Annotated in this window: 15 protein-coding genes; 9 read left to right on the top strand and 6 right to left on the bottom strand. The window is 61.5% G+C overall.

The genetic code is table 11. From position 1 onward, the window contains the following. Window positions 1-65: 65 nt before the first annotated feature. Window positions 66-680 carry an NAD(P)-dependent oxidoreductase gene (locus ACM1ZW_RS02620; RefSeq protein WP_017340527.1) on the top strand — a complete coding sequence of 205 codons (615 nt, stop codon included), beginning with the start codon at window positions 66-68 and terminating at the stop codon, window positions 678-680. A gap of 60 nt (window positions 681-740) precedes the next feature. Here the strand turns inward: ACM1ZW_RS02620 and ACM1ZW_RS02615 are convergent, their stop codons facing one another. Beyond that, window positions 741-1,622 (bottom strand): LysR substrate-binding domain-containing protein, encoded by an 882-nt coding sequence (locus ACM1ZW_RS02615; protein ID WP_017340526.1) that lies wholly within the window; start codon window positions 1,620-1,622, stop codon window positions 741-743. Window positions 1,623-1,782: 160 nt separating this feature from the next. Between ACM1ZW_RS02615 and ACM1ZW_RS02610 the strand changes: the two genes are divergently transcribed. The 6 genes from ACM1ZW_RS02610 (at window position 1,783) to ACM1ZW_RS02585 (ending at window position 9,217) form a co-directional block, all read left to right on the top strand. Beyond that, window positions 1,783-3,420, top strand: a complete 1,638-nt coding sequence (locus ACM1ZW_RS02610; protein ID WP_414877847.1) for a 5-guanidino-2-oxopentanoate decarboxylase — start codon at window positions 1,783-1,785, stop codon at window positions 3,418-3,420. After that, window positions 3,417-4,865, top strand: a complete 1,449-nt coding sequence (locus ACM1ZW_RS02605) for an aldehyde dehydrogenase family protein (protein ID WP_017340524.1) — start codon at window positions 3,417-3,419, stop codon at window positions 4,863-4,865. The genes ACM1ZW_RS02610 and ACM1ZW_RS02605 overlap by 4 nt, the downstream gene beginning before the upstream one ends. A gap of 217 nt (window positions 4,866-5,082) precedes the next feature. Next, complete coding sequence (locus tag ACM1ZW_RS02600) at window positions 5,083-6,186, top strand: extracellular solute-binding protein (RefSeq protein ID WP_010457579.1); 1,104 nt, start codon at window positions 5,083-5,085, stop codon at window positions 6,184-6,186. Window positions 6,187-6,390: 204 nt separating this feature from the next. Further along, a complete protein-coding gene (locus tag ACM1ZW_RS02595) occupies window positions 6,391-7,299 on the top strand; it encodes an ABC transporter permease (protein ID WP_017340523.1) in 909 nt (302 codons plus the stop codon). Further along, window positions 7,296-8,144: an ABC transporter permease gene (locus ACM1ZW_RS02590; RefSeq protein ID WP_017340522.1), complete on the top strand. Its 849-nt coding sequence runs from the start codon at window positions 7,296-7,298 to the stop codon at window positions 8,142-8,144. The genes ACM1ZW_RS02595 and ACM1ZW_RS02590 overlap by 4 nt, the downstream gene beginning before the upstream one ends. A gap of 17 nt (window positions 8,145-8,161) precedes the next feature. Then, entirely contained in the window at window positions 8,162-9,217 is a 1,056-nt protein-coding gene (locus ACM1ZW_RS02585; RefSeq protein WP_416740123.1) for an ABC transporter ATP-binding protein, read from the top strand. Window positions 9,218-9,368: 151 nt separating this feature from the next. Here ACM1ZW_RS02585 and ACM1ZW_RS02580 read toward each other — a convergent pair whose 3' ends face one another. Continuing rightward, a complete protein-coding gene (locus ACM1ZW_RS02580; protein ID WP_017340520.1) occupies window positions 9,369-10,298 on the bottom strand; it encodes an AraC family transcriptional regulator in 930 nt (309 codons plus the stop codon). 334 nt (window positions 10,299-10,632) lie between these two features. Here ACM1ZW_RS02580 and ACM1ZW_RS02575 point away from each other — a divergent pair, with 334 nt between their 5' ends. Together ACM1ZW_RS02575 and ACM1ZW_RS02570 are read left to right on the top strand one after the other, a co-directional pair. Then, the gene (locus ACM1ZW_RS02575) at window positions 10,633-10,986 is read left to right on the top strand and encodes a putative quinol monooxygenase (protein WP_414877848.1); all 354 of its coding nucleotides are present in this window, start codon (window positions 10,633-10,635) and stop codon (window positions 10,984-10,986) included. Window positions 10,987-11,027: 41 nt separating this feature from the next. Continuing rightward, the gene (locus tag ACM1ZW_RS02570) at window positions 11,028-11,258 is read left to right on the top strand and encodes a hypothetical protein (protein WP_017340518.1); all 231 of its coding nucleotides are present in this window, start codon (window positions 11,028-11,030) and stop codon (window positions 11,256-11,258) included. Here ACM1ZW_RS02570 and ACM1ZW_RS02565 read toward each other — a convergent pair whose 3' ends face one another. From ACM1ZW_RS02565 to ACM1ZW_RS02550, 4 genes are all read right to left on the bottom strand, one after another. After that, a complete protein-coding gene (locus ACM1ZW_RS02565) occupies window positions 11,259-11,888 on the bottom strand; it encodes a flavin reductase family protein (RefSeq protein ID WP_017340517.1) in 630 nt (209 codons plus the stop codon). A 237-nt stretch (window positions 11,889-12,125) separates the two neighbouring features. Then, window positions 12,126-13,448, bottom strand: coding sequence for an MFS transporter (locus ACM1ZW_RS02560; RefSeq protein ID WP_017340516.1), 1,323 nt, complete (start codon window positions 13,446-13,448; stop codon window positions 12,126-12,128). A gap of 299 nt (window positions 13,449-13,747) precedes the next feature. Beyond that, on the bottom strand, window positions 13,748-15,082 hold the full coding sequence (locus ACM1ZW_RS02555; protein ID WP_017340515.1) for a sigma-54-dependent transcriptional regulator: 1,335 nt from the start codon (window positions 15,080-15,082) through the stop codon (window positions 13,748-13,750). Further along, on the bottom strand, window positions 15,076-16,842 hold the full coding sequence (locus ACM1ZW_RS02550; protein ID WP_416740122.1) for an ATP-binding protein: 1,767 nt from the start codon (window positions 16,840-16,842) through the stop codon (window positions 15,076-15,078). The genes ACM1ZW_RS02555 and ACM1ZW_RS02550 overlap by 7 nt, the downstream gene beginning before the upstream one ends. Between the last annotated feature and the right edge of the window lie 27 nt (window positions 16,843-16,869).

The following is a 16,869-nucleotide window of genomic DNA, read 5'->3' as shown; positions in this document are numbered from 1 at the left end:
CTCGCCACAAAAGCCCTTCTACCATTCAAATTTGCAAAGATCACCCAAGCCAACTGGAGAACATCATGAGCAACATCGCAATCATCGGTGCCACCGGCCGTGCCGGCAGCCAGCTGTTGGAAGAAGCCCTGCGCCGAGGCCATAGCGTCACGGCCATTGCCCGCGATACGTCGAAGATCGGTCAGCGTGCCGGAGTCGTCAGCAAGAAAGTTGATGCCCTCGATGCCGAAGCGTTGCAAGCGGCGGTCGCAGGTCATGACGTGGTGATCAGCGCCGCGCACTTTGCGACCCTTCCAGCCCGCGCCGTCATCGGGCCGGTGAAACAGGCCGGGGTGAAACGTCTGTTGGTGGTCGGGGGTGCGGGTTCGCTGTTGTTGCCGGACGGTACTCGCGTGATCGACAGCAAAGGTTTCCCTGAAGCGTACAAAACCGAGGCCAGTGCCGGTGCTCAATTCCTGGAGAACCTGCGTCAGGAAAACGAACTGGACTGGACCTTTGTGTCGCCGTCGGCAGAGTTTGTCGAAGGTGAGCGCACCGGTACGTTCCGGATTGGCAAGGACGATTTGCTGGTGAGCGGTGCAGGGCGCAGCTGGATTACCTTCGCCGATTATGCGATTGCGATGATCGATGAAGTGGAAGCGCCGAAGCATTCCCGTCAGCGGTTTACAGTCGGCTACTGATCCAGAAACACCGCCCATCCGTAGGAGCAGCCTTCGGCAGCTCCTACGGAGTTTGTCCGCTCAGCGGGCCTGAGCCTGCGCTACCAACCACCCCATCAACTCGCGCAACTGCGGTGAAGGTGCCGGTTTCTCCGGGAACACCAGGTAATACGCCAACCCCGTCTTCACCTTCAATTCAAACGGCATGACCAGCCGCCCGGCACTCAGGTCGTCGCCGATCAACGACCAATCGCCGATCGCCACACCGGTCCCTTGGGACGCCATCGACATCGCCAGGTCCAGGGTCTCGAAATGCTGGCCTTTGCTGACGTTGCTCAATTGCAGATCCGCCGCTTTCAACCAGGCATTCCAGTCGCGCTCATCCCGTGTCGGGTGCAGCAGCAAGTGTTGTTGCAGATCTGCCGGTGTCTGCAACGCCATCGGCCCGTCCAGCATCGGCCGTGAACACACCGGCGTCAGTTGCTCATCGAACAGCAGATAAGACGTCAACGCACGGTCCGGTGGCGCTCCATACATCACCGCCGCATCGAACTGTTCGCGATGGAAATCCACACCGTGCTTCACCGTGGTGGTCAATTCCACGGGCACGTCCGGACGCTCCCGTTGCCACTGCAACAGACGCGGCAACAACCAGCGCATCACGCAGGTCGGTGCCTTGAGTTGCAGGGTTTCGCGCTTCTCGCCGATCTGTTCGACTGCCTCGTCGATCAAGCCGAAAATCTGCTGCACCCGTGGCAGCCACTCCCGCCCTTCAGCCGTCAAATCCAGGCCGCGGGCCTGGCGAATGAACAGCTCATAACCCAGATGTTCTTCCAGCCCGGCGATCTGCCGACTCACCGCGCCCTGAGTGATGAACAGCTGTTCGGCCGCACGGGTGAAGTTGCAGCACTGCGCGGTGATCAGAAAAGTGTGCAGCGCCGGCAGGGGAGGCAATCGTTTCATTGGGATCCAAGGTATGACGTGAGGACATGGCTAGTATGACTTTTTATCCATTGTTACGGCTACGTGTCGCCCGTTCCAATGAGGCCATCCCTGGACCTGCCCATTCATCATAAACACTGCGCAGGCCCGGCGTCTCAAACGAACAAAAAGGGCAAAAGACATGGCGACGTGCGGCGAAGTATTGGTCAAGTTACTCGAAGACTACGGGGTTGAGCAGGTGTTCGGCATTCCCGGGGTTCACACCGTGGAGCTGTATCGCGGGCTGGCCCGTTCGAGCATCAACCACGTCACTCCGCGTCACGAACAGGGCGCCGGTTTCATGGCCGACGGCTATGCACGCACCAGCGGCAAACCGGGTGTGTGCTTCATCATCACCGGCCCTGGCATGACCAACATCACCACCGCCATGGGCCAGGCCTACGCCGACTCGATTCCGATGCTGGTGATCTCCAGCGTGCAGACCCGCAACCAGTTGGGCGGCGGTCGCGGCAAGCTCCATGAGCTGCCGAACCAGGGCGCATTGGTCGGTGGCGTGGCAGCGTTCTCCCACACCCTGATGTCGGCGTCCGAATTGCCGGGTGTATTGGCTCGCGCCTTTGCCCTGTTCCAGGCCGGTCGCCCGCGTCCCGTGCACATCGAAATTCCGCTGGACGTGCTGGTCGAAGAGGCCGATGACCTGCTCGCCAGCCGGCCGGTCAACATCGACCGCGCCGGTGCTTCGCCAAGCGCGATCAGCCGCATGACCGACCTGCTCGCCGGCGCCAGGCGCCCGCTGATTCTTGCCGGTGGCGGCGCCATCGATGCTGCCGCGGAACTGACGGAGCTGGCCGAACTGCTCGACGCGCCGGTGGCCCTGACCATCAACGCCAAAGGCATGCTCGAATCCAGCCATCCGCTGCTGATCGGCTCGACCCAAAGCCTGGTCGCGACCCGCGCCCTGGTGGCCGAGGCCGACGTGGTGCTGGCGATTGGCACCGAACTGGCGGAAACCGACTACGACGTCACCTTCGCCGGCGGTTTCGAGATTCCCGGTGCGCTGTTGCGCGTGGACATCGACCCTGACCAGACCGTGCGCAACTACCCGCCGACAGTCGCCCTGGTGGCCGATTCGCGCAACGCTGCCCAAGCCTTGTTGAGCGCGCTGTCCCACAAGTCGCTGGCCGAGCGCCGCAACGATTGGGGCCAGGTCCGCGCCGCACGTCTGCGTGAAGACCTCGCCGCCACCTGGGATGCCCCGACCCTGGCCCAGACCCGCTTCCTCGAAACCGTCCTGCACGAATTGCCGGACGCCGTGTTCGTCGGCGATTCGACCCAACCGGTGTACACCGGCAACCTGACCTTCAACCCGGAACGCCCGCGCCGCTGGTTCAACTCGTCCACCGGCTACGGCACCCTCGGTTACGCCTTGCCGGCGGCGATTGGCGCCTGGCTCGGCGGCAGCGTTGAAAGTGGCGCACGTCCTCCGGTGGTGTGTCTGATCGGTGATGGCGGTCTGCAATTCACTCTGCCGGAACTGGCCAGCGCCGTTGAAGCGCGCACGCCGGTGATCGTCCTGCTGTGGAATAACCAGGGCTACGAAGAGATCAAGAAATACATGGTCAACCGCGCCATCGAACCGGTTGGCGTGGACATCTACACCCCGGACTTCATCGGCGTCGCCAAGGCGCTGGGCTGCGCGGCTGAAGCGGTCAACGGTGTCGATCAATTGCGCAATGCACTGCGCTGCGCTACCGATCGCCAAGGCCCGACCCTGATCGAAATCGATCAGACCCAGTGGATGAAGGCGGTGTCGAAATGAGTTTTCCAACCACCCTGGATGGCTTGTTCATCAACGGTAAATGGTCGGCCGGCAGCGAACATCTGCGCGTGATCAACCCGGCCACCGAAGCGCTGCTGACCACCGTGAACGGCGGCGATGCAAACGCCGTCGATGACGCCGTGAACGCAGCGACCGAAGCCTTCTTGGCCTGGTCGCAAACCACCGGCACCGAGCGTGGTGCGATCCTGCGCAAGATTGCCGCCGGCGTGCAGGCCGGTCGCGAGCAGTTGATGCAGTTGCAGTCGAGCAACAACGGCAAACCGCTGTTCGAAGCGGCCATCGACGTCGATGACGTGATCGCGACGTTCGAGTACTACGCCGGTCTGGCCGAAGGCCTCGATGCCAAACAAGACAGCAATGTCGAGTTGCCCACCGATGACTTCAGCGCCCGTGTGCGCCGCGAGCCGTGCGGTGTGGTCGGCCTGATCGTGCCGTGGAATTTCCCGATGGTCACCACCGCGTGGAAACTCGCCCCGGCCCTGGCCGCCGGTTGCTGCGTAGTGCTCAAACCGTCCGAAGTGACGCCACTGCCGGAGCTGGAACTGGCGGCGATCATCGCCGACGCCGGATTGCCGAAGGGCGTGTTCAACGTGGTCTGCGGCACCGGCCTGGCAGTGGGTGCGCCCCTCTCGGCAGACCCGCGCATTGCCAGGATTTCCTTCACCGGCAGCAATGCGGTCGGCGTGCAAGTGATGCAACGCGCCGCCGAAACCGTGAAGGGCGTGAGCCTCGAACTGGGTGGCAAATCTTCGTTGCTGGTGCTCAAGGACGCCGACATCGCGTTGGCGGTGGAAGTGGCCTGTGGCGGTGGTTTCTTCAACGCCGGGCAAATGTGCTCGGCCACCAGCCGCGTGCTGGTCGCCGATGAACTGGCCGACGAATTCCTCCTGCGCCTGAAGGCCCGCGCCGAAGCCATTCGCGTTGCCGACCCGTTCGACCCGAACGTGGAAATGGGCGCGCTGGTCAATCAGGCGCAATACCAGCGCGTGCTCGGTCACATCGATCGCGGTTTGAGTGCCGGCGCCAAGCTGATTTGCGGCGGCAATCGCCCCGCAGACCTGCCCCGCGGATATTTTTTGCAACCGACGATTTTTACCGAAGTGCCCCTCGACAGTGCGTTGTGGTGTGAGGAGATTTTCGGCCCGGTGATCTGTGTGCGCAGTTTCACCACCGAAGCCGAGGCGATTGCCTTGGCCAACGACAGCCAGTTCGGTCTGGTCGCCAGCGTTGTGACGCGCGACGCCGAGGCGGCGGATCGGGTCGCCAACGCTTTGCAGGCGGGACTTGTGTGGATCAACGCGCCGCAAGTGATCTTCCCGCAGACCGCCTGGGGCGGCTACAAGCAGAGCAGCATCGGCCGCGAATTGGGGCCGTGGGGCTTGCAGGCTTTCCAGGAAATCAAACACGTGATTCGCGCCGTCTGACGGCACGAAAAAGGTGAGTGCATGCTTCGTATAGAGGCATGCACTGATGTCATGGCTTCGATGAGTTTTTATCGATAGTCAGCTTTTTTGCACGACCTCAGGATGAACTCACTGGTTCAGCCAAACCCCCGAAAATACGAGGGATAGCGCTGGTCCGGCCGCGCGGATGCAACAGTTTCGACCTGCCTTATACCTACAAAAACAAAGGGAGTCCGTAATGGGCGAGCATGATCTGAACAGACGTCAATTTATCAAAACCGTGGGCGTGGCTTCGGTTGCAGCGGCGGCCATGAGCTTGCCCTTCGTCAAGGCCAATGCCAGCGACACCCGTTTCCAGGGCAAGACCCTGCGCTTGCTGACCTGGTCTGATGACACCGGCCTGGCTGCGCTGCGCAACATTGCGGCGACTTTCGAAGACAAGTACGGCTGCAAGGTCATCGCTGACCGCACCGGCAGCACCTCGGAAATGGTCGCCAAACTCAAGGCCGCGGGTGATCGTCCGCAGTACGACATCATCACCCTGGCTGGCGTCGGCGCCGAAGGTCTGGCCGCCGCCAACCTGCTGGAAAAACCCGACCTCAACCGCATTCCCAATCTGGTCGACGTCCCGGAGAAATACCGCACCGGCGCCAACGGCCACGGGATCGGTTACCTGCTCTGGTGCAACAGCCTGGTCTACAGCACCCGCACCATCAAGGAAGCGCCGGACAGTTACGCTGCCCTGTGGGACGCGGAGCTGTCGCCGAACATCTTCCTGCCGCCGCCGAACTGGACCGAGGCCATGGACCTGATCATCATCGCCGCCAAACTGGCCGGTGGTGACGAGCACAACATCGAGCCAGGCTTCAAGAAACTCGCCGAGCTGAAAGACCGTGTGGTGACCCTGGGTGAAAACCCGAACCAGATCGCCGAGCTGTTCCGCACCGGTTCCCTGGATATGGGTGGCCTGTACGCCCCGGCCTTCTTCCCGAAACAGATCCGCGATCCGGCCTACGGCCTGGGTGCCACGTTCGGCATGAAGGAAGGTTTCTACACCGACCTGATGCTCTCGGTAATGCCGAAGAATCGTCCGGGCGATACCGACCTGACCTACGCCTTCATCAACCACTCTCTGGACCCGCTGGTGCAGGGCAAGATGGCTGAAGATATCTACAACGGCCCGGTCAACGCCAAGGCGATCATCTCCGCCGAAGCGCGCAAGAGCCCGTACATCCTCACGCCAGAGCAGATTGCCGAGAAGGCGATCATGCACGACAACGCCTTCCTGGCCTCCGTGCATGACCAATGGATTCGTCGCTACACGGAAATCTTTTCTTCCTGATTCTTGAGGTCTGAAGATCCATTGTGGCGAGGGAGCTTGCTCCCGCTCGGCTGCGTAGCAGCCGCGAAACCTGACACCGCGTTTTGTCTGAACGGGCGCGGTGAATGATCAGGGCCGCTTCGCGACCCAGCGGGAGCAAGCTCCCTCGCCACAGGTTTTTGCCTTATCTCAGTCTTGCTGCTTTCCATTGACGAGACCCTTGCTATGGAACACCAACCTCTGACTCATCCGGTCGTTACCGCTCCGGCGCGCGCCCATCGGGGTGTTTCGCCGACGACTCGCGCCTGGTTTTTCCTCTCGCCGTCGATGCTGTTTCTCGGCGTGCTGATTGCCGCCAGCCTGCTGGTGCTGCGCATGAGCGTGGGCACCAAAGGCGCGGAGTGGACCGGGTTCAGCCTGGCCAGCTACGCCCAGTTGCTGGAACCGTACTACCTGAAATCCCTGCTGCTGACCTTGCGTCTGGCGCTGATCAGCGCAGTGATCGCCGTCGTGCTGGCGATCCCGGTGGCCTACACCATGTCGCGCCTGACCTCACCGTTCGTGCGCCGGATCTTCCTCGCCGCCGTGCTCTTGCCATTGCTGGTCAACCTGCTGCTGCAAAGCTACGGCTGGCTGGTGATTCTCGGCCCGGGCGGGATGCTCAATCAGGCACTGATGGGCCTGGGCCTGATCAAGCGACCGATCATGCTGCTGTACAACCAGAACGGCGTGCTGATGGGCCTGGTGCAAACCGCGTTCCCGTTGGCCGTGTTGCCGATCGCCAGCGCCATGCGCGGCGTCGCCCGTACCTACGAAGAGGCCGCCGCCACGCTGGGCGCCAGTCGTTTGCAGGTGTTCCGTCAGGTGGTGTTGCCGATGAGTTTTCCGGGGATCATCACCGGTGCGACGTTGGTATTCGCCTACAACGCCAGCAGTTTCGTGGTGCCTTTGCTGCTCGGCGGCCGGCGCGTGCCGATGCTGGCGGTGATGGTGCATGACCAGATCGCCCCGCTGATGAACTGGCCCGCTGCGTCCGCCGCCGGTGTGGTACTGATTGTCACCACGCTCGCGATCATGACCTTCTCCGAATACATCACCGGCCGTCGTCGCCGCATGCTGGAGGCTTCGCAATGAGCGCTGTGATCAAGAAGCGGCATTCACTGTTGCCGGGTGATACCGGCAAGTTCGCCGGTATCCTCTCGGGTTTCATCCTGCTGCTGGCGGTACTGCCGATCCTGACCATGATCGTCATGTCGTTCAGCGGTGCGTCGAACCTCGACTTCCCGCCGAGCAGCTACAGCCTGCAATGGTACAAGGCCGCCTGGCACACCTTCGTTTCGCCGGATTCCAGCGATGTGCTGAGCCTCGGCAAAGCCATGACCACCAGCCTGATGGTCGCGTGCCTGACCATGGTCTTCGCCACCATCATCGCGGTGCCGGCGGCGTATGCGCTGACCCGTTGCGAGTTCCGTGGCAAAGCCGTGGCGCTGCAATTGATGTCGCTGCCACTGGTGTTTCCGATGGTGGTGTTGGGCCTGGCGTTGTTGCTGGTGTTCGACAGCCTGCCGTTTCAGATGACCACCTCGCGGCTGGTGATTGCCCACGTGATCCTGGCGTTGCCCTTTGTGGTGAAAAACTGCACGGCGGCGATGCTTTCCATCGGCAGCGAAGTCGAAGAAGCCGCGCAAATGCTCGGTGCTTCGCCAACGCGAGCGATCATTGATGTGGTGGTGCCGCTGATGAAGTCGGGGATTCTGGCGGGGATGCTGCTGGCGTTCATCGTCTCGTTCAACGAATTCACCGTGACCTATTTTCTCTACACCATCGACGTGATGACCGTGCCGATCTGGATGTACAGCCGCACTGTGTCGTCGCTCGACCCCACCGTATTTTCGTTTGCCGTGCTGATCGTGCTGATCGACTTCGTCCTGATCTGGGCGCTGGAGAAGCTGGTCGGTGAAGGTGGCGTTTCGTTCTGATTCTTGAGGTGATTCATATGTCTGGTCTGATTCTGGAAAACGTCGAGAAACATTACGGCTCGGCCTGTGCGGTAAAGGATGTGAACCTGCATTTGCCGGAAGGCAAACTGGTGTGTTTCCTCGGCCCTTCGGGTTGCGGCAAAACCACGCTGCTGCGGATGATCGCCGGGCTCGAAACCCTGACCGGCGGCGAGATTCGCCTGGACGGTGAAGACATCGGCCACACACCGGCGCATCAGCGCAATTTCGGCATGGTGTTTCAATCGTTGGCGCTGTTCCCGCACATGACCGTGGGGGAGAACATCGCTTATCCGCTGAAACTGCGCGGGGTCAGCAAGGCTGACCAGCAGGCGCGGGTCGTGGAATTGCTGGAACTGATTCAGTTAAAGGAAATGATTGATCGCCCGGTGGCGAAACTCTCGGGCGGCCAGCGCCAGCGCGTGGCGATCGCCCGGGCGATTGCCAACCACCCGAAAATCCTTCTGCTGGATGAACCGCTGTCGGCGCTGGACGCCAAGCTGCGCGAGTCGATGCAGGTGGAAATCCGTCAACTGCAACAGCGCCTGAACATCACTACCATCATGGTGACCCACGATCAGCGTGAAGCCATGACCATGGCCGACATCGTCGTGGTGCTGGGTGAGCATCGTGTGCAGCAGGTCGGCACGCCGATCGAAATTTATCGTCATCCGGCCAACGAATTCGTCGCGGACTTCATCGGCTCGGGCAACATCTTTCCGGCCACGGCGCTGGGTAATGGCAAGGTGGGCTTGCCCGGCGGCGATGCACTGGACGTGCCGATCTGCAGCAGTATCGTGGTCGGTGAGAAAGTGAAAATGCTGATCCGCCCTGAAGACCTGCAGCTGTCGCACCCGCAGGCGACGGCGGGGAATCGGTTGCTGGGCAAGGTGACGTTCGTGCGTGATATCGGCGCGACGATCGAGACGACCGTTGAGTGTTCGGGCGTGTCGTTTACGGCGTTGAGCACGCCGTGCCAGGGGTTTGGGCTGAGCATTGGCAACCCGGTGTCGGTGACCTTGCCGGCTGAGGCTTGCCGCGTACTGGGTGCCTGATCCGGATTTGATGTCGGCCTTACTGGCCCCATCGCTGGCAGGCCAGCTCCCACAGGTTTATCGGTGTTCACACGATTTTGTGATCACCCACAATCCCTGTGGGAGCTGGCCAGCCAGCGATGGGGCCATCCGTTACCCCCTCAAGGCTGAATCAGACCGTCAACCGCAACCGCGCCAAATCCCGCAACGGCGGCGCCCCGAACAACCGGCTGTACTCCCGGCTGAACTGTGACGGGCTTTCATACCCGACGCGATACCCCGCCGCCGACGCTTCCAATCCTTCCGCCAGCATCAACCGCCGCGCTTCCTGCAACCGCAACTGCTTCTGATACTGCAACGGACTCATCGCCGTCATGGCCTTGAACCGGTGATGCAGCGTCGACACGCTCAAATTCACCTCCCTGGCCAAATCATCGATGCGCAGCGGCTGCTCATAATTGCCATTGAGCCATTTGATCGCCTGGCTGATGCGATGGCTCTGACTGTTGGCGATGGCAATTTCATACAACCGATAGCCCTGCTGACTGCGCAACAACCGATAGAGAATCTCCCGACGAATCAGCGGCGCGAGCATGGCGATGTCTTTCGGTGTGTCCAGCAATCGCGCCAGGCGCAGCACCGCGTCGAGCATCGCCGTGTCGATCCGTTCGACATACAGGCCACGCCCGGTCGGACGGGTTGGTACGCCGAGCGGGCCGGCGTCGGCAATCAGCGCGGTGATTTCCGCCGGGTCGATGTCCAGCCGTACCGAGAGGATCGGTTCATCAGACGTGACGTTCACGATCCGCCCGCTCAGGGGCATGGAAACCGACACCACCAGGTAATTCAGCGGATCGTAATTGAAGAATTCGTCCGCCAGCCTGACCTCTTTGCGCCCCTGCGCCATGATGCACAACGCCGGTTGCGCCAGCACCGGGGCGAAGTCATGGGACTTGCTGTGTTTGCCCAGAAACAGCGAACCGACGGCGGTCTCATAATTGCCATCCTCCGTGGTGTTACGACGGATGATGGCCGCCAGTTCCGCGCGCTGTTTCTCCATGTCGGCGTCCAGCGGGGCTTGAAAGTGATCGAGCGACGACATGCAGGGCATCCTCGGCGAAGCAGTGGGAATGAGCTGAGCTTAAATTTGTGCAAGGCGCAGCGGTAGACACATCCTGCCAAAAGCTTGCCTGATTCTGCACGAGGTTGCAGAGGCGGGTGGTTCTGGCGGTTTAGCACAGGGAAAACTTGCTCGAACCTCGTGTTTCAGCGCCGTGACAGGTTTTACACATTGTTACAGGTGCTGAAGGCAGCTTCGCAGGATTGTGCAACAAGCCGGCAGGAATCGACTAACAGGGCAGCGTGCGGGCGCTTAACCTTGGATCCTGTCGCAGCCCGTCCCACGGCTGCCACTCGAGTACCTGGGAGGGTTGAACATGTCTACGCAGATCCCCGTCAGTCATATGGCCTTTGTCCGCGCCCGCGCCGGGCGTTCGGCGGAGCTCGGTGCGCGCCTCAGCGCCTTGATCGAACCATCGCGCACCGCGCCCGGATGCCTGAGCTTTACCCTGCAGCATTCGCAATGCGATCCGGAGTTGTGGCTGGTGTCCGGTTTCTGGACCCATCAGCAAGCCATGACCGCTTATTTCAGCACGCCGGCGATGGAGATTTTCGCCGAGCTGGTGCAGGAACTGGTGGTCAACAGCCTCGATTTTCATACCTTCAAAGAGGTCTCGGCTGTCCAGGCGCTGGGTCAGACCCAGTCCTGGGTACACAAAATGGCGGGTTGAGGGTTTAATGGCTCGAGTTTCCATCAGCCAGGATCCGCGACATGGCACGCAAAGCCTTTGACACCTTCGAAGCCGTATCCGCTGTAGTGCCCCGCGAAGGCGGTTACTACGCGGCGATTGCCACCAAAGCCATCGGTGGCTCGGGTGCACCGCGCTTCAACAAATTGCTGGAAGAGCAAACCTTCAAGACCGCCAGAGAAGCGGACGAGGCTGCCGCCCTGCAACTGACGCACCTCAAGGGCGTCGGCGAAGACGGCGAGCTGATCTGGTAACTACTTGACCGCCCCCGGGCGGAACATCTTGAACAAGGCCTCCGGCCCCAGCTGGAAATAATCCGCGGGTCCGCCACCGCGCAGAATCGGTTCTGCCGCGGCGGTGTCGTACACGCCGTCCTTCAGCAGCCATTTGGCAATGTGCACGGCCACCACTTCGCCGAGAATCAGCCAGCTCGGCACCACGTTGCCGTCGGCCCGCTGCAACTGAATGATCTGCGTGACCTTGCACTCGAAGGACACCGGGCTTTCGGCAACCCGTGGCACCTGAATGACTTTCGACGCCACAGGCGTCAGCCCGGACAACTCGAACTCGTTGACCTCCGGCCCGACCATCGCGCAGCTCTGGTTCATCTGTTCGGCCAGTGGCCGGGTCGCCAGGTTCCAGGCGAACTCGCCGGTCTGCTCGATATTGTTCAGGCTGTCTTTGCGCCCGACGCTGGAGAACCCGATGATCGGCGGAATGTAATTGAAGGCGTTGAAGAAACTGTACGGCGCCAGGTTCAGGCGGCCGTCGGCATCCTGGGAAGAAATCCAGCCAATGGGGCGCGGGCCGACGATGGCGTTGAACGGGTCATGGGGCAAGCCGTGGCCGTTGGCGGGTTCGTAGTAGTGGATGTCGTCGGGCATGGCATATATTCCGGGAGGATCGGGAGGCAGTCATGGTGCAAGGACGAACGGATAATTTCCAGCGATGAGATTCAAATATGGGAGCGAGCCTGCTCGCGATAGCGGTGTGTCAGTCAGCCAATGTGTTGCTGATACGCCGCTATCGCGAGCAGGCTCGCTCCCACAGGGTTTTGTGTGGGGCAAAGAAAAGGGGCAGACCCGTTAAGGTCTGCCCCTGTTTTTGTGGCGCTAACGAACTCAGTCCGTCTCGATTCGCGAATGCTTGCGGGTGTCTTTCATGGTGATGTACACCAGCAACGACACGGCAATACACGCCGTCACGTACCAGTAGTAACCGGTTTCCATGCCAATGCTCTTGAACCACAGCGCGATGTATTCAGCGGTGCCGCCGAAGATCGACACGGTCAGCGCATACGGCAAGCCAACGCCCAGTGCGCGGATTTCGGTCGGGAACAGCTCGGCTTTCACCACCGCGTTGATCGAGGTGTAGCCGCTGACGATGATCAGCGCCGCCATGATCAGGAAGAACGCGCCCCACCAGCTCTGGATGGTGTGCAGGGTGGTCAGGATCGGCACGGTGAACAGCGTGCCGAGGATGCCGAAGGCAATCAGGATCGGCCGACGACCGACTTTATCCGACAGCCCACCGATGATCGGTTGCAGGCACATGAACAGGAACAGCGTGGCAGCGGAAATGGTGGTGGAGTCGGAGATGCTCATGCCGACGGTGTTCACCAGGTATTTCTGCATGTACGTGGTGTAGGTGTAGAACGCCAGGGTGCCGCCCATGGTCAGGCCGACCACGGTCATCAGTTCCTTTGGATGGCGCATCAGCGTGCGCATGGCGCTTTCTTTTTTCTCTTTCTTGACCTTGGTGAACGACTCGGTCTCTTCCATGCCACGACGCAGGTACAGCGCGACCACGGCACACAGTGCGCCGATGGCGAACGGGATGCGCCAGCCCCAGGCATACAGCTCTTCGGTGGTCAGGAAGTTTTGCAGCACGATCAGCACGCCCAGCGCGATGAGCTGGCCGGAGATCAGGGTCACGTACTGGAAGCTGGAGAAGAAACCGCGACGGTCCTTGGTCGCCATCTCGCTGAGGTAGGTGGCCGAAGTGCCGTACTCGCCGCCGACCGACAGGCCTTGCAGCAGACGCGCGAAAATCAGCAGGATCGGCGCGCCGATGCCGATGGTTTCATACCCCGGGCTCAGGGCGATCAGAAGTGAGCCGAAGCACATCAGGTACACCGAAGCCATCAGCGCTTTCTTGCGCCCGGCCTTGTCGGCATAGAGACCCATCAGCCAGCCACCGATCGGGCGCATCAGGAAGCCCACGGCGAAGATCGCAGCGGTGTTGAGCAGTTGCGCGGTGGTGTCGCCTTTGGGGAAGAAGGCTTTGGCGAAGTACAGCGAGAAGGCGGCGTAGACGTACCAGTCGTACCACTCGACCATGTTGCCGACCGAGCCGCTGAAAATCGATTTGATGCGACTGGCGGTGGTTCTTTCTTTGGCCGGCACGGCAGCCGACCCAAGGGGCAGGGCGTTGGAGTTATCCATTGAAGGATCCTTCGTTTAATTGTTTTTGTGGAGCGCGTTGAAACGCAGCCTGCGTGGGCTATAGCAGGAGCTGTGCCAACGGAATGAGGGCCGGTTTAGAGGGGTGTTGAGGTTTGAGTGAGCGGAAATCCGCTTATTGGGAATTGGGGGTGAGCGGATAATCGCTTATGGCCCTGGGATTTGTGTTTGTGTGTGCCGGCCTCATCGCGAGCAGGCTCGCTCCCACAAGGGGCCGGTGTACACAGTTCAAATGTGGGAGCGATCCTGCTCGCGATGAGGCCGGATCAGGCAACAAAAAATCAGCTGTCTTGCAGGAACATCTCCCGCGTGAGCCCATGCCGCTGCATCTTTTCATTAAAGGTCCGACGGGGCAGTTGCAGCTCTTCAAGCACTGCCTTTACATCGCCCTTGTGTCGGGTCAGCGCCGCGCGCAGGCAATGTGCTTCGAACGCTTCCGCTTGCGCCGCCAGCGATTGCCCGGGATCCATCCCGACCGGTTCCGGCTCGCCCAGCCCCAACACCTGCCGCTCGGCCACGTTCGCCAGTTCACGCACATTACCCGGCCAGTCATGGCTCAGCAGATGGCTCAATTGCGGGCCGCTCAACGGCGGGAATGTGCGGCCCAATCGTTCGGCAGCGCTGTGCGCAAACGACTCGAACAACAGCGGAATGTCTTCGCGACGCTCACGCAGCGGCGGCAAGCGCAATTCAGCGACGTTCAGCCGATAGGCCAGATCCTCGCGAAACCGCCCGGCCCGCGCCTCATCCAGCAGATCGGGTTTGGTCGCAGCGATGATCCGCAAGTCCACGCGGATGCTCTGATTGGAACCCAACCGTTCCAGCTTCTGCTCCTGCAACACCCGCAACAGTTTCACCTGCTGGGCCAGCGGCATGCTTTCGATTTCATCGAGAAACAGCGTGCCGCCATCGGCGTATTCGAGCTTGCCGATGCGTTTGCCCTGAGCACCGGTGAAAGCGCCGCTCTCGTGACCGAACAGCTCCGCCTCGAACAACTGCTCGGGAATCGCCGCGCAATTGAGCGCGACAAACGGTTTGCCGGCGCGCGGCCCGAAGTCGTGCAGGCACCGGGCAACCAGCTCCTTGCCGCTGCCGGTTTCACCACGGATCAACACGTTGACCGGCAACGCCGCCAGGTCCAGCACTTGCCGACGCAGCGTCTGCAAGCCACGGGACACACCCAGCAGCGTCGCGTCGAGTTTGGCGCGGTTGTCGGCCTGCTCATGCAAGGCGCGGTTTTCCAGCACCAGCCGGCGCTTGTCCAGCGCCCGGCGCAGGCTGCCCAGCAGGGTTTCCGGGCTGAAGGGTTTTTCGAGGAAATCGTAAGCGCCATCGCGCATGGCATCGACGGCCATTGGCACATCGCCGTGGCCAGTCAGCAGAATCACCGGCAAATCGGCGTCACGGCGCTGCACTTCGGCCAGCAGTTCCAGCCCGGTCATGCCGGGCATGCGCACGTCGCTGAGGATCACGCCGGGGAAATGCTTCGGCAACTGCGCCAGGCACTCCTCGGCGCGGCTGAACAGTTGCACCTCGAAACCCGACAGGCTCAGCCATTGTTCGACGGCGCTGCGGATACTGCTTTCGTCGTCGACCACCATCACTGAATTCAGCATGCGCCAGGCGCCTCCGGGTCGATGGGCAGGGTGAGTGTGAACACCGCGCCGTTGTCGTGATTATCGGCGCTCAAGCGTCCGCCCGATTCGTGAACAATGGCAAAGGATACGGCCAGACCGATGCCCAGGCCATCGCCCACCGGTTTGGTGGTGAAAAACGGGTCGAACACCTTCGCAAGATTTTCCTCGGCGATGCCACTGCCGTTGTCGATGACATTCAGGCGCCACAGTTGTTCGTCGGCTTCGAGGCGGATTTCCAGGCGTTTGCAGGGTTTGTCCTGCATCGCATCCAGCGCATTGCGCAGCAAGTTGATCAGCACCTGTTCCAGACGAATCGCATCGCCGCGCACCCAGGCCGGGCGCGTCAGGTGCAGCACGGTGCTGACCTGTTCATCGCGCAGGCGCGTGTCGAGCAGCTCGAGCGACTGATCCACCACCGCTGCCAGGTCCAGGCGTTCGCGCAAGCCGCTGGGGCTTTTGCGGGCGAAGGTTTTCAGGTGGCCAGTGAGGGCGGCCATGCGCGTCAGCATGTCATCCACCGGTTTCAGTGCCTTGTAGGCGTCGTCGATGCGGCCGTGATCGAGCAGCAGACGCAAGGTCGCGAGTTGCATGCGCTGGGCGGTCAGTGGCTGGTTGATTTCATGGGCCAGGGCGGCAGACATCTGGCCGAGGGCCGCGAGTTTGGCCGATTGCACCAGGCCGTCCTGAGCCGTGCGCAGGTCGCGGGTGCGTTCTTCCACCAGTTGTTCGAGCTCTTCGCGACTGCGCTGGCGAATTTTCGCCAGGCGCCAGCGCTGGTTGAGGAAGAGCAGGAGAAACACCAGTGTCAGCCACAGGCCGGCAGCGGCGAGTGCGGCGTTGCGACTGTCTTCGAACGCCACCTGGGGGCGGCGCAGCAGGTGCAGGGTCCAGCCTTCGGTGGTCAGCGGCAGGGATTCCCACAGGTAGTCCGTTTTGCCGTCCGGGCCATCGACCTGCGCCAGCTCACTGTTGTCGTCGAAGCGGCGCAGCGATTGATAGTCCAGCAGTGTCAGCGGTTGCTTGTCGTATTGGCGGGTGGCCTTGAGCTCGGCGTGATCGCTCTCGCTCAGCGGTTTCAATTGGCGATAGCGCCAGCCCGGCCGATTGGCGATGAAGATGATTCCGCGTGCATCGCTGACCAGCAGCGTGTCGCTGCCCTGACGCCATTCGCGTTCCAGTTCCGGAAACTCGAGTTTCACCACCATCGCGCCGAGAAACTTCCCGTCGTCACCCGTGACGGCGCTGGACAGGAAGTACCCCGGAATCCCGCTGGTCACCCCTACTGCATAAAAGCGCCCGGTGCCCTGGGTTCGGGTCTGGCTGAAATAGGGACGAAAACCGTAGTTGTGGCCGACATAACTGCTGGGCAAACGCCAGTTGCTCGCCGCCACGGCAAGGCCGGTGTGATCAAGCAGTTCCAGGGTGGAGGATTGCGCGGCACCGTTGATCTTTTCCAGTTTGCGGTTCAGCACATCCTGTTGTTCGGGCGTTACCGGCCCTTTGAGCGCCGAACGCAGTTCCGGGTCCAGCGCCAGCACGGCGGGCAGGGCGCGGTAGCGTTCGATCAGGGTATGCAGGGAGGTGGCGTACAAACCCAATTGCAGATTGGCGCGGGCCGCGTCTTCCACCAAGGCCTGACGCTCGGCGTGACGCATGGCCAGGGTGGCGGCGAGGACAGTGCCCGCGATGATCAGCAAGGTATATAGCGCCAGGCGCAGGGATCGGGAAGTCGGCAGCATGCTGTGGGAACAGGTAAAAATAAGGAG

The sequence above is a fragment of the Pseudomonas sp. NFX71 genome, assembly GCF_048079215.1.
Lineage (GTDB): Bacteria > Pseudomonadota > Gammaproteobacteria > Pseudomonadales > Pseudomonadaceae > Aquipseudomonas > Aquipseudomonas fluorescens_B.
The sequence above is the reverse complement of the archived record's forward strand: the minus strand, read 5'-3'. Positions and strand labels throughout refer to the sequence as shown.

Excerpts from the sequence above, each read along its gene's own strand:
- ACM1ZW_RS02610 (WP_414877847.1), top strand. The coding sequence starts at position 1,783 with ATGGCGACGTGCGGCGAAGTATTGGTCAAGTTACTCGAAGACTACGGG.
- ACM1ZW_RS02600 (WP_010457579.1), top strand. The coding sequence starts at position 5,083 with ATGGGCGAGCATGATCTGAACAGACGTCAATTTATCAAAACCGTGGGC.
- ACM1ZW_RS02560 (WP_017340516.1), bottom strand. The coding sequence starts at position 13,448 with ATGGATAACTCCAACGCCCTGCCCCTTGGGTCGGCTGCCGTGCCGGCC.
- ACM1ZW_RS02615 (WP_017340526.1), bottom strand. The coding sequence starts at position 1,622 with ATGAAACGATTGCCTCCCCTGCCGGCGCTGCACACTTTTCTGATCACC.
- ACM1ZW_RS02570 (WP_017340518.1), top strand. The coding sequence starts at position 11,028 with ATGGCACGCAAAGCCTTTGACACCTTCGAAGCCGTATCCGCTGTAGTG.
- ACM1ZW_RS02595 (WP_017340523.1), top strand. The coding sequence starts at position 6,391 with ATGGAACACCAACCTCTGACTCATCCGGTCGTTACCGCTCCGGCGCGC.
- ACM1ZW_RS02605 (WP_017340524.1), top strand. The coding sequence starts at position 3,417 with ATGAGTTTTCCAACCACCCTGGATGGCTTGTTCATCAACGGTAAATGG.
- ACM1ZW_RS02565 (WP_017340517.1), bottom strand. The coding sequence starts at position 11,888 with ATGCCCGACGACATCCACTACTACGAACCCGCCAACGGCCACGGCTTG.
- ACM1ZW_RS02580 (WP_017340520.1), bottom strand. The coding sequence starts at position 10,298 with ATGTCGTCGCTCGATCACTTTCAAGCCCCGCTGGACGCCGACATGGAG.
- ACM1ZW_RS02585 (WP_416740123.1), top strand. The coding sequence starts at position 8,162 with ATGTCTGGTCTGATTCTGGAAAACGTCGAGAAACATTACGGCTCGGCC.
- ACM1ZW_RS02590 (WP_017340522.1), top strand. The coding sequence starts at position 7,296 with ATGAGCGCTGTGATCAAGAAGCGGCATTCACTGTTGCCGGGTGATACC.
- ACM1ZW_RS02555 (WP_017340515.1), bottom strand. The coding sequence starts at position 15,082 with ATGCTGAATTCAGTGATGGTGGTCGACGACGAAAGCAGTATCCGCAGC.
- ACM1ZW_RS02575 (WP_414877848.1), top strand. The coding sequence starts at position 10,633 with ATGTCTACGCAGATCCCCGTCAGTCATATGGCCTTTGTCCGCGCCCGC.
- ACM1ZW_RS02620 (WP_017340527.1), top strand. The coding sequence starts at position 66 with ATGAGCAACATCGCAATCATCGGTGCCACCGGCCGTGCCGGCAGCCAG.
- ACM1ZW_RS02550 (WP_416740122.1), bottom strand. The coding sequence starts at position 16,842 with ATGCTGCCGACTTCCCGATCCCTGCGCCTGGCGCTATATACCTTGCTG.